Source organism: Azonexus sp. (assembly GCF_047638095.1).
Lineage (GTDB): Bacteria > Pseudomonadota > Gammaproteobacteria > Burkholderiales > Rhodocyclaceae > Azonexus.
The window spans coordinates 1-13,049 of the sequence record NZ_JBLJBW010000059.1 but is presented as its reverse complement, the minus strand read 5'-3'; the positions used below and the strand labels follow the sequence as shown (position 1 = coordinate 13,049).

Annotated in this window: 14 protein-coding genes; 7 read left to right on the top strand and 7 right to left on the bottom strand. The window is 59.7% G+C overall.

The window, feature by feature from the left end; all coding sequences use genetic code 11:
- Positions 1-219: 219 nt before the first annotated feature.
- Both ACM62Q_RS12020 and ACM62Q_RS12015 read right to left on the bottom strand, forming a co-directional pair.
- A complete protein-coding gene (locus tag ACM62Q_RS12020; RefSeq protein WP_415036892.1) occupies positions 220-1,152 on the bottom strand; it encodes a VIT and vWA domain-containing protein in 933 nt (310 codons plus the stop codon).
- Complete coding sequence (locus ACM62Q_RS12015; RefSeq protein WP_415036890.1) at positions 1,145-1,570, bottom strand: MerR family transcriptional regulator; 426 nt, start codon at positions 1,568-1,570, stop codon at positions 1,145-1,147. The genes ACM62Q_RS12020 and ACM62Q_RS12015 overlap by 8 nt, the downstream gene beginning before the upstream one ends.
- A gap of 551 nt (positions 1,571-2,121) precedes the next feature.
- Between ACM62Q_RS12015 and ACM62Q_RS12010 the strand changes: the two genes are divergently transcribed.
- Complete coding sequence (locus ACM62Q_RS12010; protein WP_415036888.1) at positions 2,122-2,994, top strand: hypothetical protein; 873 nt, start codon at positions 2,122-2,124, stop codon at positions 2,992-2,994.
- A gap of 127 nt (positions 2,995-3,121) precedes the next feature.
- Positions 3,122-4,045, top strand: coding sequence for a tRNA glutamyl-Q(34) synthetase GluQRS (gluQRS, locus tag ACM62Q_RS12005; RefSeq protein WP_415036886.1), 924 nt, complete (start codon positions 3,122-3,124; stop codon positions 4,043-4,045).
- Here the strand turns inward: gluQRS and clsB are convergent.
- Genes clsB through ACM62Q_RS11985 form a run of 4 tightly spaced genes read right to left on the bottom strand, consistent with a single transcriptional unit; the run spans position 4,020 to position 7,597 of the window.
- Entirely contained in the window at positions 4,020-5,222 is a 1,203-nt protein-coding gene (gene clsB / locus ACM62Q_RS12000) for a cardiolipin synthase ClsB (RefSeq protein ID WP_415036884.1), read from the bottom strand. The two genes, gluQRS and clsB, sit on opposite strands and share 26 nt — an antisense overlap.
- Before the next feature lie 6 nt (positions 5,223-5,228).
- Complete coding sequence (locus ACM62Q_RS11995; protein ID WP_415036882.1) at positions 5,229-5,999, bottom strand: endonuclease/exonuclease/phosphatase family protein; 771 nt, start codon at positions 5,997-5,999, stop codon at positions 5,229-5,231.
- Between the two features lie 10 nt (positions 6,000-6,009).
- On the bottom strand, positions 6,010-7,107 hold the full coding sequence (gene nadA / locus ACM62Q_RS11990) for a quinolinate synthase NadA (protein WP_415036880.1): 1,098 nt from the start codon (positions 7,105-7,107) through the stop codon (positions 6,010-6,012).
- A gap of 37 nt (positions 7,108-7,144) precedes the next feature.
- Positions 7,145-7,597: a rhodanese-like domain-containing protein gene (locus tag ACM62Q_RS11985; protein WP_415036878.1), complete on the bottom strand. Its 453-nt coding sequence runs from the start codon at positions 7,595-7,597 to the stop codon at positions 7,145-7,147.
- Positions 7,598-7,642: 45 nt separating this feature from the next.
- Between ACM62Q_RS11985 and ACM62Q_RS11980 the strand changes: the two genes are divergently transcribed.
- The 5 genes from ACM62Q_RS11980 to zapD all read left to right on the top strand — a co-directional run bounded on the left by ACM62Q_RS11980 (position 7,643) and on the right by zapD (position 12,733).
- Positions 7,643-8,830 (top strand): cation diffusion facilitator family transporter, encoded by a 1,188-nt coding sequence (locus ACM62Q_RS11980; protein WP_415036876.1) that lies wholly within the window; start codon positions 7,643-7,645, stop codon positions 8,828-8,830.
- Between the two features lie 221 nt (positions 8,831-9,051).
- Complete coding sequence (locus ACM62Q_RS11975) at positions 9,052-10,422, top strand: TrpB-like pyridoxal phosphate-dependent enzyme (RefSeq protein WP_415036874.1); 1,371 nt, start codon at positions 9,052-9,054, stop codon at positions 10,420-10,422.
- 12 nt (positions 10,423-10,434) lie between these two features.
- Positions 10,435-11,142, top strand: a complete 708-nt coding sequence (locus ACM62Q_RS11970; RefSeq protein ID WP_415036872.1) for an SPOR domain-containing protein — start codon at positions 10,435-10,437, stop codon at positions 11,140-11,142.
- Positions 11,143-11,156: 14 nt separating this feature from the next.
- Positions 11,157-11,774 (top strand): dephospho-CoA kinase, encoded by a 618-nt coding sequence (gene coaE / locus ACM62Q_RS11965; RefSeq protein WP_415036870.1) that lies wholly within the window; start codon positions 11,157-11,159, stop codon positions 11,772-11,774.
- Between the two features lie 200 nt (positions 11,775-11,974).
- Positions 11,975-12,733, top strand: coding sequence for a cell division protein ZapD (gene zapD, locus ACM62Q_RS11960; RefSeq protein WP_415036868.1), 759 nt, complete (start codon positions 11,975-11,977; stop codon positions 12,731-12,733).
- Between the two features lie 86 nt (positions 12,734-12,819).
- Here zapD and ACM62Q_RS11955 read toward each other — a convergent pair.
- Positions 12,820-13,049 (bottom strand): peptide-methionine (R)-S-oxide reductase (locus tag ACM62Q_RS11955; RefSeq protein ID WP_415036866.1); only part of this gene is annotated, 230 nt, incomplete at its 5' end.

Sequence of the window (13,049 nt, the reverse complement as noted above, 5' to 3'; positions counted from 1 at the left end):
GAGTCGATGCGGAAAATTCGGGCGCAGGAGAAGATGGCAGGGGAGTAATTCTCTTGGCGGGATGCTCACGTGCGGAAGCGCTCGTGAGCATCATTTCTTTGTTGAGTGTGCGCAGTGCCGGATCATGAATGCTGCTCATGACATTCGGGCTAGCTGCTCACGGCAAACTGGGCCACCTGCTCATGTCGAATCGGTCGGGGTGATTGCGAAGGTCCGCTGTCAACACACTTTGTCGAACTGGAGAAAGCGAGTTCCAAAGGCAATCAAATCAAAGCGCTCATTGGCATCCAGGCTGCCAAGCGCCAGCATTACACCTTCTTTCGCCAGCTTAATACTGTCACCCTGCATTGAACCCGAGCAGTCGATGACCAAGACGACATCTCTCTGGTTGCCTCGAGCCTCTACCTCTGGTGGCAGCAGCGTCAGCATGGCTACATTCGTATCCAGAGCGGTTGCGATGGTTCCAAGCGAACGAACTTGGTCGTTCTCAATCTCAAGGATGAAATCCCTGTCCATCGAAGCGCCTTTTGTCAGTTGAATCGTTAGTACATCAGACTGAAGTTTCATGCTTACCTTGTGACTTGAGCATGAAACGGCACTTTGGGAGAGTTCACCAGCGATTGAAACCGTGACAGCAAGAGGGTATTCGGCCGCTAAGCTGGTTTCAGGTCGTTGCCATGGTTGCATGCCAGAGGGTTCGCCATAGCGAGGGGCAATAGTCGTCGGAAGTCTGTACCGGATGCTCTTCCCGTTCCACGACAATGGTTCAGCATAGGAGAGGGTGATTGCGACTTCTTCCCCAGGCATGACATTGCCTAATGTCGCGTTGTACATGCCTGCGCGTACTTCCTGAAGACGAAAGGCCGAGTTGCCTTCGCCGATGGTTTCCTCGTACCTCGTCTCAGCTTGTGCCCGAGGGATGACTTGACCTTCGAATTTACGCTCCCCGATTGCTACTGCGAAAGAGAGCAGGGTGCCCGAGACTGGAACAGGGAAGGTGTAGCTCAGTTCAAGATTGGTGTCAGTGTCGTTCTTGTATTTCTGAACAAGCGCTGTGGAAGCCAACAAGCCCGTGATACGAGTCGATACATCCACACCGCTTAGAACCAACATTTCGCCCGATTCGTTATTCATCATTCCGTATTCAGTCATCGCAGTTTCCTTTGTTGGTGCTCTTAATCTCTTGGTAGGCCGCCATTACCGCCCGAAAGAAATTGCGCATTTCTTCAGGTGATAACCCAGCTGTTCCAGCTTCAACATTCAGTTCGACACCAGGGGCAACCAAGAAGCGGCTCCAGACTTCAATACTTCCTGGCACCTGCTTCTTTGGCGGTAGCTCACTTGCGTCGCCATGTAATAACTCCCGGATTCGCTCAAGTGATAAGCCGGCGGCTTGCCACTTCTTGACGCTCAACAATTGCTCGATATGTCTTGCGGTGTATTTCGCGCCCTTGTTCAAACCGTCTGGGCGGTCAACCAGTCCCATTTGGATGTAGTAGCGCACCTTGCGAGGGGGCATGTCGACCGTCGAGCAGAGTTCTTCAAAGTTCAATGTCGGTAGTGATTCCATGGCATCAACTCATTTATTTGACACTCAATATAACACTAATAGTGTTAAAAACAAGGTCATTACAACGTAAACAAGGCGTATTTTTGACTTTAATTGTTCAGAATGCCTGTTACGAATTGTTTTGCCGAATCGAACAAGAGCATAAAGCGCTTGTTTATTAAGTACTTAGATAAATAAAAAAGGATTTTGGCGTACAATCCGGGCTCATTTCCTTGTTTTCTGCCCCATGCTGCAAACCGTCGACCACTGCCCCGCCTCTCGCTTGGTGCCTGCGCGCCGGGTGTCTGGCCGCTGCCGTCCGGCACCGGCGCGTGGTTTGCCGACGGCGCGCAGCCTCAAATCCACAGGGTCCCCCGCCGCACTTTTTCAGGCCGTGCGGGGCGATTCTAGAGGCTGAACCTCTCCCCCGCACGGCACATTGCCTGGGATGCCCACTCGGCATTCCGCACAGGGCGCACGCCGGAGGAGGGGCAAAAACCCGTCAATTCCCTTGGCTTGCGGCACCCAAAGTGCAGCCTGAACGCTGCACATCCGGCACCAAGGGGATAGACATGTTATTGACGCGCAGTTTTGTACGGGGGAAAAAACCCTGCACCGATGGTTTTCGCTGGTTCGTCCGGCAATTTGGCGAGGGCGGCAATTATCAGGAGCTGCTCGACGAAATGGTCGCCCACGGCCGCGCCGGCGATGCCTGTTGGCTGCTTGAGAAATTCGGCCCGAGCGAAGAAGTGCGCTGCATCGACTTCCTCACAACCGAAGCCGTGGTTTTTGCTGGCAACCTCGAAGTGCGTGGCAATTTGGATGTCTCCGGCCTGCTACATGTGGGCGGTTCGCTGCAGGTCAGCGGCGGCCTGCGCGGTGAGGGAGAGATCGTCGTCGGTGGCGATCTGCGGGTGGAAGGTAGCCTCCACAGCCTTGGGAAGTTAACTGTGCGAGGCGATCTGCACACCGGCTGGGGCCTGGAATGCGCGGAAGAACTTCGTTGTGACGGCGATCTGCGCATCGGCTGGGGGCTGCGCTGCCAGGAGCGGGTCTACATCGGCGGCAACAGTAGCATCGGCCACGATCTGGAAAGTGAGGAAGATGTGCGCTGTGGCAAGGGCTTGCAGGTGGGCGGCAGCATCCGGGTGGCACGCAGTCTGCAGGCGCGCCAAGGCATTACTGCCGGAGAATCGATTCAGGCCGGTATGCACCTGGTGGCCGGTTGGGGCATCAAGGCCGGTGCCGTCATTTGCGCCGAACAAAGCATTCGCGCCGGAGAAAGCCTGAGCGCCGGCGAAGCCATTCGGGCCGGCAAGGGCTACGGCGTTTTCGCCGGCCTCGATGTGCAGAAGGAAACCTGGGAAAGCAGCGCGCGGGTCTGCGCCCCGCACCGCCCGGAATCGCTGCTGAGCGGCTGGTGGGCCGGACCGGAAGCGTGCTGATTCGATCGGGACGACTGGCGGCAGACAAAAACACGCGCCCTCTTGCCGGATGGAGCGTCTTTTTTCCGTAAATCGCCGGCGGTAAGCCGATAAAATCGCTCACTCACAGACAGTGACCGCCCCCTGCATGCCCGCATCCAATCCCCGCCTTTACCGTGGCCGCTTCGCTCCTTCGCCGACGGGGGCGCTGCATTTTGGTTCGTTGATCGCCGCCACGGCGAGTTTCCTGGAAGCACGCAGTCGCGGTGGAGAGTGGCTGCTGCGGATGGAGGACATCGACACTGCGCGCAAGGTCAAAGGTGCCGCCAGTGACATCCTGCGCACGCTGGAGGCTTTCGGTTTTACCTGGGATGGCCCGGTGTGGGTGCAAAGTGAGCGCCTCGCGGTCTATCAGGCGGCGCTTGAGCGCTTGCGCCAGGCGGGAATGCTGTATGGCTGCAACTGCTCACGTAGCCAGATCGCCGCCACGGCGAAGTTACGCGCCGTCGATGGCGGTTGGGTGTATCCGGGCCGCTGCCGCGAGGCCGGGCTGACGGATCACGGAGTGGCCCAGCGCCTGCGGGTGAGCGCGCAGCCGCTGGGCTTCATTGACCGCATCCAGGGGGAGCTCAGGCAGCATCTGGCGACCGAGGTCGGCGATTTCATCCTGCGCCGCGCCGACGGCCTGTTTGCCTATCAGTTGGCGGTGGTCGTCGATGATGCGGCCCAGGGCATCAGCGACATCGTCCGCGGTGCCGATCTGCTGGCTTCAACGCCCCGCCAGATCTGGCTGCAGCGCTGCCTGGGTTATTCCACGCCGACTTACGCCCATCTGCCGGTGGCGACCAATCCTGTCGGTGAAAAATGGTCCAAACAAACCTGCGCTCCGGCTCTCGACATGGGCCGTGCGCCGCAATTATTGTGGCAGGCGCTGGATTTTCTCGGGCAGCAACCCCTGGCGCAATTACGCAAGGCTTCGCTCAGCGAACTCTGGTCATGGGCGCTTAGCCACTGGTCGCCAGAAAAAATCCCGCGTCGCCCGGCAATCAACGCGGCGGCGCATCCTGATTGATCTGGTCCTCGGCCTGCCAATGGCGCTCGCCATAACCGGCAATACCCACCAAAAGCCGCACCAGACCGTAACTCAGCCAGCGTAAAAAGCGCTTCGGCCAGACTTGGCGTGCCATATCCTGCGCACACATGGCGCGCGCCCCGGCGGCGATGGCGGCCATCAGATGTGCCCGCAAAGCACCAGCAAAGGCGGCATCGCGCACCACGATATTGGCCTCTTTGGCGAGCAAGAGACTGAAGGGATCGATGTTGGAAGAACCCACCGTCGCCCAATCCATATCGATTACCGCCACCTTGGCGTGCATGAAGCTTTTTTCGTATTCGAAAATATGAATTCCCGCCTTTAAGGCCGCGCCGTAGAGCGCCTGGGTAGCGTAGCGCAGCAAGGGATGATCGGTTTTACCCTGCAGCAGCACCGTCACCTTGACCCCGCGCTGGGCGGCGGCGTACAGCGCGCGACCAAAGCGCAGGCCGGGCAGAAAATATGCATTGGCGATGAGAATATCCTCGCGCGCGCCATGAATCGCCGCAATGTAGGCATTGAGAATGCTGTTGCGATTGAGCAGATTGTCGCGCACCAGAAAGGCCGCTTCTTGCGTCCCCGCCACATCGCAACAGGGGTAGCGCAGGGCGGCAAAACGAAAGCGCTGGCGCAGACTCACCCAGGTGACGATTTCCCATAGTCGGCGCGCTGCCCGGTGAATATCCACCAGCACCGGCCCTTGAATTTGTACGGCGTAGTCGTAGCGCGGACGCATGGCGGGCGGCGCGTTATCGTCATCGACGATGTTGATGCCACCGACAAACGCCAGATGCCCGTCGATCACCGCCAGCTTGCGGTGCAGCCGCCGCAAACGGTGACGTTTCAGGCGAAAACGCCCCAGTTCTGGGCGAAATACCAGCGCCCGCACGCCGGCCGCCGCCAGTCGTTCCTGAAAGTCAGCGGCAAAATTGCGCGCACCAAAACCATCGACCGTCACATTCACCGTCACGCCACGCTGCGCGGCAGCGCACAGCGCCGCGCACACCGCCTCGCCGATGCGGTCGGCGGCAAAAATATAGCTTTCCAGATAAATTTCCCGCTGCGCTGCCTCGATCGCTGCCAATAGCGCAGGAAAGTATTCGTGCCCGGAATCCAGCAGACGCAGTTTGTTTCCGGGGTGGAACTGGGCTTTCATGGCCGTTCAAGCCGACGCGCTGCGCGTCAAGAAGGCCGACAAAGCGGCATGGTCGGAGATTTTTGCCCACGGCCCGCCCTGGTGAATCAGCGTGTCGTGCACGGCAAAACCGCGCACATAAATGCGATCCAGGCGAAAAAACGGGCGCACGGCAGGAAAACTGCGTATCGGGCGTACTTCCGGGTGTGAATCGTGGGAGGTGAACACCTCGCGCATCCCCAGGCGGCGCGCGAGGTATTTGCCGGCATGGTCGCGCCAGTCGTTGAAATCACCGGCAATGATGAGCGGCGCACCTGGTTCTTCCAAGGCATCGAGATAACGCGCCAAAGCATCGAGCTGATGCCGGCGAGACGCGCCGAACAAAGACAAATGCACACAAACACAATGTGCCAGCGCGCCCCCGGGCAGGGCAATGCGGCAATGCAAAAGCCCGCGTTTTTCAAACTGCAGGTGTGTGACATCCTGGTTATGGGCATGCACGATGGGAAAGCGCGACAAAATGGCGTTGCCGTGATGCCCATGGCTGTAGCGCATATTGTCGCCATAGGCCGACTGCCAGATCGCCGCCGCCAAAAACTCATGCTGCGGCAGCCCCGGCCAGTCTTTGCGCCGCGCCGCATGTTTTAAATGCAGCCCCTGCACTTCTTGTAAAAACAGGATATCCGGATTGAGCTGCAGTAACTGCTCGCGCAACTCATGCACCACCAAGCGCCGATTAAACTGGGAGAAGCCCTTGTGGATGTTGTAAGTGGCGATGTGCAGCAGCGGCGGGCTCATGGCACCCGAATCAGGAAATTTCCAGCATGCGATCCAGCGCCAGACGAGCGTGCGGAGCTTCGTGTGCGGGGACGCGGATGGGATTGACGACCTTGCCTTCTGCAAGGTTTTCCAGCGTCCACGCCAAATGCTGCGGGTCGATGCGCTGCATGGTGGAGCACATGCAGATGGTGGTAGCCATGAATTGCACGATTTTGTTTTGCGGCAGCACTTCCTTGGCCAGACGGTCGACCAGGTTGAGCTCGGTGCCCACCAGCCAGCGGGTGCCTTGCGCTGCCTCCTTGATGGTTTTGACGATGTACTCGGTCGAGCCGACGTAATCGGCCGCAGCGCACACGGCAAAATTGCATTCCGGGTGGGCAATCACCTTGCCGTCCGGGTATTGGGCGCGGAAGGCATCGATCTGCGATTTCTGGAACATCTGGTGCACGGAGCAATGGCCTTTCCACAACAGGATGCGCGCCTTGCGGATTTGCTCCGGCGTCAGGCCGCCCATTTCCAGGTCCGGGTCCCAGACCACCATGTCTTCCAGATCAATACCGAGCTTGTGGCCGGTCCAGCGCCCCAGGTGCTGATCCGGGAAAAAAAGGATTTTCGGGCGCTGGGCGAAGGCCCATTGCGCAATGGTGCCGGCGTTGGAAGAGGTGCACACGATGCCGCCATGCTCGCCGCAAAAGGCTTTGAGATCGGCGGCCGAATTGATGTAGGTGACCGGCGTAAATTCCTTTTCCACATCCAGCACTTCGCCCAGTTCGCGCCAACAGCGCTCGACCTTGGCGAGATTGGCCATGTCGGCCATCGAGCAGCCCGCCGCCAGATCGGGAAGAATCGCAGTTTGCTGCGCCGAGGTCATCAAATCGGCGACTTCGGCCATGAAATGCACGCCGCAAAACACGACATATTCAGCATCGGTCTGCGCCGCCAGCTTGGCAAGCTTGAGGGAATCGCCGGTTAAGTCAGCATGTTGATAAACATCGGCGCGTTGATAGTGGTGACAGAGAATGACCGCACGCGCGCCCAGTTTGGCGCGCGCGGCGCGGATGCGTTCCTGGCAGTCGGTGTCGGACATGCTGTTGAAAGACTGAAAGCTGATCGGTGCGCTGTGCATGATGTGTACGGTGTTTCAGAAAAAATTGATAAAAGTTTCAGCCCTGATGCCAGGGTAGACCGGCGTGACGCCAGCCGCCCACCTTGTTGCGCTGGCCGTTCGCGTCGCGGTCGCCTTCAAAGCCTTCGAGCACGTTGTAGCAGTTGGTATAGCCCAATTCGCAGGCCATTGCGGCGGCAGCGATCGAGCGCACGCCGCTGCGGCAGATGAACATCACGAGCGCCTCCGGATCAACCTGACGATGCATGTCGACCGCAAAATGCGGGTTGCGCACACCGCCCGGATACTGATTCCACTCGATTTCCACTGCGCCGGGAATACGCCCCACCCAGTCCCATTCGGCACGCGTGCGCACATCGACCAGCCGCGCGCCCGGTGCGGCAGCCCATAATTCGGCGCATTCACGCGGCGTCAGTTCGCCGGCATACGGACGTTCCAGATCGCGCGCCCGGGTTTGTGCAATTTCGAGTATTTCCCTCAGTCGGCCCATGATAGTCACTGCTAAAATCGAGGCCGACAGTATAGGACAGTCTGCATGCCTGCCGTTCACCCCACCCCGTCCGCCCCTGCCCGCAGCGCGTCTGACGCCGCCCGCACCCAGGCCGCTCAGCGCGTGACCTGGGTGAGTGTCTGGATCAATTTGCTACTGACCCTGTTGCAGATGCTGGTCGGCTGGCTGGCCCATTCGCAATCATTGATCGCGCACGGCCTGCATTCTTTGTCGGATTTGTTTTCGGATTTTCTCGTGCTCTGGGCCAGCCGCCAAGGCGCGCAACCGGCCGACGGCCAGCACCCCTACGGCCACGCGCGCATCGAAACCGCGGCCACGCTCATTTTGGGTGTTTCCTTGATCGCCATTGGCGGCGGCATCATCTGGGAATCCGGGCGGCAACTGGCCAGCGGCGTCAGCGCCGTACCCGTCGGCGCGCTGGCGTTCTCGATTGCCGTGCTGACGGTCTTCGCCAAAGAGGGGCTGTACCGCTATCTGATCCACCACGCCCGCGCCCTGCGTTCACCGCTGCTCACCGCCAACGCCCTGCACTCGCGGGCCGATGCGGCATCGGCACTGGTGGTGGTGGTCGGCATCGGCGGCGCGCTGCTCGGCTGGGTTTTTCTCGATGCGCTGGCCGCCGTGCTGATGGGTTTCATGATTTTGAAAATGGGAGGCGAGCTCGCGCTGGAGGCTCTGCGTGAATTGATCGACACCGGCCTGGACGAAGCGCGGGTAGACAGCCTGCGCAGCGTGCTTCTTGCCAGCCCCGGGGTGCGCGGCGTACACGAACTGCGCACCCGGCGCATGGCGCATCAGGTGCTCGTCGATGTGCACATCCAGGTCGATCCCCGCATCAGCGTTTCCGAAGGCCACCAGATCGCCGAAACCGCCCGTGCCAGCGTGCTCGCAGCGCAAGACGATGTGCTCGACGTGCTGGTGCACGTCGACCCGGAAGTGGGCGAGGCGGCCGACCAGGCTGCCAGCCAGCTACCGCCGCGCGAACTTCTCTTGCCCCGCCTCGATCAACTCTTTGCCGAATTGCCGCGCCCGGAACGCATGCTTTTACACTATCTCGATGGCTATATCGAGCTTGATCTTTACTTTAGCGCCCGCCAGTTACCCGCTTGCCCAAGGGGCATTGGCGACATCGAACAGGCTTTTCAGGAGCGCGCCCGCAGTGAGCCTTTGATTCGCACCCTGCGCCTGAATTTCGCCCTGCACCCCCATTGATCCAGTGCGCCGAGAAAAGTCCTTCGCCCGCAAACTCTGGAAAATCGTAAACAAACCCCGGGGCGCTGTCGGCGGAAAATTTTTATTGCAGATCGATATATGCACACTGCGGCACACACCACGGCATACACTGCGCCCGGCCTGCCGCCGCAGGCTTGGTTCGGCTCGTTTTTTCAGGTAATTTAGCGGGTTTGCGGCGTTTGCCGCCCGGAGAGAGAGCTATGACACCGCTGCGCATCAATCTTGAACAGGACGAAATCCCCACCCATTGGTACAACGTCGTCGCCGATATGAAAAATCCGCCGCTCCCCCCTCTGGGCGCGGACGGCCAACCAGTGCCGCCGGAAGCCATGGGGGCAATTTTCCCGGGGCCGATTCTCGAACAGGAAATGAGCAATGCGCGCTGGGTGGCCATTCCGGACGAAGTGCGCCAAATCTACGCCCAATGGCGGCCTGCTCCCCTGTGTCGGGCGCTACGCCTGGAGCAAATGCTGGGCACCCCGGCAAAAATTTTCTTCAAATATGAAGGCGTGTCGCCCGCCGGTTCGCACAAACCCAATTCCGCCGTACCGCAGGCCTATTACAACAAACTGGCCGGCACCAAAAAACTGACCACCGAAACCGGGGCGGGCCAGTGGGGCTCTTCCATTGCCTATGCCGGCCAAATGTTCGGTCTGCCGGTACGCGTTTTCATGGTGAACGTCAGCTACCAGCAAAAACCTTTCCGCCGCTCGATGATGCAGACCTGGGGCGCGGAAGTTTTTGCCAGCCCGACCAATTTCACCCAGGCCGGACGCGCCGCGCTGGCCGCCGACCCCAACTGTCAAGGCTCGCTCGGCCTGGCGATTTCGGAAGCCGTCGAAGAAGCGGCGGCCGACCCGCACACCTGTTACACCTTGGGCTCGGTGCTCAACCACGTCATCTTGCACCAGTCCATCATCGGCCTGGAAGCGAAAAAACAGTTCGAGAAAATCGGTCTCTATCCCGATGTGGTGTTTGGCCCTTGCGGCGGGGGTTCAAGCTTTGGCGGCCTGGCCTTTCCCTTCCTCGCGGATCGCGCCGCCGGCGACAAGCGGGCAGAAAAAATGCGTCTCGTCGCGGTTGAGCCCACCTCTTGCCCAACCCTGACCAAAGGCACCTATGCTTACGATTACGGCGATTCCTCTGGGTATACGCCCATCATGAAGATGTACACCTTGGGCCACGACTTCATGCCGCCGGGCATCCACGCCGGCGGCCTGCGCTACCATGGCGCATCGCCGTTGTTATCGCAGCTCTTCCACGAAAAACAGCTGGAAGCCCTGGCCGTGCCGCAAGTTGGCACTTTCGAAGCGGGTGTGCAGTTTGCCCGTGCCGAAGGCATCATTCCCGCACCGGAATCCTGTCACGGCATTCGCGCCGCCATCGACGAAGCCTTGCGCTGCAAAGCCACCGGCGAAGAAAAGGTGATCCTTTTTTGCCTCACCGGCCACGGCCATTTCGACATGAATTCTTACGACAAGTATTTCAGCGGCCAGCTGGAAGATTACGAATACCCGGCCGAGGCCATTGCGCAATCTTTGCAACATCTTCCTTTAAAGCATCTGGATTAACCAAGATACGCCATGCGCAGCCTGATTTTCCTGCTCGTTTTGGGCAATTTACTGTTTTACGCCTTCAGCCAAGGGATGTTTGGGGAAAAAACCCAGGCGCCCTTGGCGGACGCACAGGAAATCAATCCGCAACATGTGCGCATTCTCAGCCGGGGTGAGGCACCGAACGTGGAGGCTGCCGCCCCCTTGCCGCCCCCTGCCGCCTCTGCGGATGCGCCAGATGCCGCCGGCACCCTGCCGGAAGCTGCCGCGCAGACGCCGCTCTGCCTGCAATGGCCGGCACTTTCTGCGGAGGAGGGCAAGACCTTGCACCGCGCCCTGGAAGAAAAACTTCCCGCGCTCAGCACCGCCCTCGAGTGGCAGGAAATTCCCGCACCCGCCCATAGCTGGTGGGTATACATCCCCGCCCTGGCCGATCGTGCGCGGGCCGATAAAAAAGCGGCGGAATTGAAAACTCTGGGCGTTACGGATTACTTCATCGTGCAAGACGGCGCACATCGTCACGCGATTTCCCTGGGTATTTTCAGCAACGAAAAAAGCGCCAACGACCATCTCAACCGCCTGCGCGAACAGGGGATGCGCTCGGCCAGCCTTGCTCCGCGCCCGGATAAAACCGCCGCGCCCACGCTGCGCTTGCGCGCCCCGGGCGAACACGAGCAGGCGCTGCGCAGCCTGCTCGCCAGTACGCTGCCCGCAACACCGGCGCAAAATTGCCCGTGAACGGGCGCGCGCCAATGCCTTATTCCGTTGGTCTGACCGGCGGCATCGGGAGCGGTAAAAGCACGGTTGCCGGGCATTTTGTGCGCCTGGGGGTTGATCTCATCGACACCGACGCCATTGCCCGCGAACTCACTGCTCCCGGCGGTGCGGCGCTGCCGGAAATCCGTGCCGCCTTCGGCCCGCACATCCTCAACGCCGACGGCACGCTCGACCGCGTCGCCCTGCGCCAGCGCGTTTTTTCCGATCCCAGCCTGCGCCAGCGCCTGGAAGCCATTCTTCACCCGAGCATCCGCGCCATCGCCTTACAACGTTGCCAAACGAGCAAGGCAGCCTATGTGCTATTCGATGTGCCTTTGCTGGCCGAATCGCCCGACTGGCAAGCACTCTGCGCGCGCATTCTGGTGATCGACTGTCCGCGCGAATTGCAGATCGAACGGGTCATGGCGCGCAACCGGCTCAGCCGCGAAGAGGTGGAGCGCATCCTGGCCAACCAAGCCAGCCGCGCCGAACGCCTGGCAATTGCCGACGATCTCATCGACAACAGCCGCGACCTTGCCCATCTCGCAGCCCAGATTCTCCCTTTGCATCAGCGCTATCTGGCGGCGGCGCAACAAAAAGCAGGCACAAAATAAGCTCAAGCAAACCATTGAGATTTGCTTTCAATTCGTTCAGAATAAAGTGAATTTTTCAAATCGACACACATCGGATCGTCCGCTTCGGCGGGCCACGTCCTGTCCTACGATCCTTTGCCTTGCCTTTGTTTTGCCCTTGTTTTGCCTTTATCCGCCGTTTTTTTCTGACGCCTTGCCTGACTCCTGAATAGAATTTTTGCGTGATTTCCTACGAATACCCGTTCAATGAGCGTATCCGCACGCTCCTGCGTCTCGAAGATTTGTTCGAGAAAGCGGCGTATTTCATCCAGGCCGACGGACGGCTCGAGCATCACAGTGCGCTCGCCAGCCTTTTTGAAATTCTCGAAACTGCCGGGCGCGCGGATCTTAAACTCGATCTGCTGCAAGAACTGGAACGTCAGCGTCAGACCTTGCTCGCTTTTCGCAACAACCCGGAAATCTCCGAAGAAGCGCTCTCCGGTGCGCTTTATGAAATCGAACAATCCTCGACGGCACTGCTCGCCACGAGCGGCAAAATCGGCCAGCATCTGCGCGAGAACGACTGGCTGATGAGCATCAAAAGCCGCATCGCCATTCCTGGCGGCGTCTGCGAATTCGATCTGCCTTCTTACCACTGGTGGCTGCACCGCGATAGCGAAAACCGCCGCGCCGATCTGGAAGCCTGGAGTAAGCCCCTGTTCGCCCTGCGCGATGCTGCGGCCATCGTGCTGCGCCTTTTGCGTTCCAGCGGCCATGCACAAAGCCATGTGGCCAAGCTCGGTCAGTTTCAACTCAACCTGGGCGGCAGTTCAGCCCAAATGGTGCGCATCGAACTCGCGCGCAGCGAAGCCGCCATTCCGGAAGTCAGCGCCAATAAATATTTTCTCAATGTGCGCTTTACTCGCCCACCGGTGAACGAAATCAAAGCCCGTGGCTGCGACCATGACGTCGCTTTCAGCCTGATTTTCTGCAATCTCTGACGGCAATCCACGCCCGCAAAACCGCGCCAAAAATCTTGCCTTGTCATTGGCGAGCAGCGTGGCACTCGTTCTGCCTGCCGACGGCTTTATTCTGATTTTTTCTTGCTGCCTACCTCATCCGGCACGAACTTCAACACCTTGCCGTTGATACAGTAACGCTTGCCGCTGGGCGGCGGGCCGTCGTCAAATAGGTGGCCGAGGTGGATGCCGGAACTGGCGCTGCGCACTTCGGTGCGCAGCATGCCGTGCGAGCGGTCGGGATGCAGGGTGATGGCACCGGGCAGGGGCTGGAAGAAGCTGGGCCAGCCGCTGCCGC

Coding starts and splice junctions, on each gene's coding strand:
- ACM62Q_RS12020 (WP_415036892.1), bottom strand. CDS start 1,152: ATGACTGAATACGGAATGATGAATAACGAATCGGGCGAAATGTTGGTT.
- ACM62Q_RS12015 (WP_415036890.1), bottom strand. CDS start 1,570: ATGGAATCACTACCGACATTGAACTTTGAAGAACTCTGCTCGACGGTC.
- ACM62Q_RS12010 (WP_415036888.1), top strand. CDS start 2,122: ATGTTATTGACGCGCAGTTTTGTACGGGGGAAAAAACCCTGCACCGAT.
- gluQRS (WP_415036886.1), top strand. CDS start 3,122: ATGCCCGCATCCAATCCCCGCCTTTACCGTGGCCGCTTCGCTCCTTCG.
- clsB (WP_415036884.1), bottom strand. CDS start 5,222: ATGAAAGCCCAGTTCCACCCCGGAAACAAACTGCGTCTGCTGGATTCC.
- ACM62Q_RS11995 (WP_415036882.1), bottom strand. CDS start 5,999: ATGAGCCCGCCGCTGCTGCACATCGCCACTTACAACATCCACAAGGGC.
- nadA (WP_415036880.1), bottom strand. CDS start 7,107: ATGCACAGCGCACCGATCAGCTTTCAGTCTTTCAACAGCATGTCCGAC.
- ACM62Q_RS11985 (WP_415036878.1), bottom strand. CDS start 7,597: ATGGGCCGACTGAGGGAAATACTCGAAATTGCACAAACCCGGGCGCGC.
- ACM62Q_RS11980 (WP_415036876.1), top strand. CDS start 7,643: ATGCCTGCCGTTCACCCCACCCCGTCCGCCCCTGCCCGCAGCGCGTCT.
- ACM62Q_RS11975 (WP_415036874.1), top strand. CDS start 9,052: ATGACACCGCTGCGCATCAATCTTGAACAGGACGAAATCCCCACCCAT.
- ACM62Q_RS11970 (WP_415036872.1), top strand. CDS start 10,435: ATGCGCAGCCTGATTTTCCTGCTCGTTTTGGGCAATTTACTGTTTTAC.
- coaE (WP_415036870.1), top strand. CDS start 11,157: ATGCCTTATTCCGTTGGTCTGACCGGCGGCATCGGGAGCGGTAAAAGC.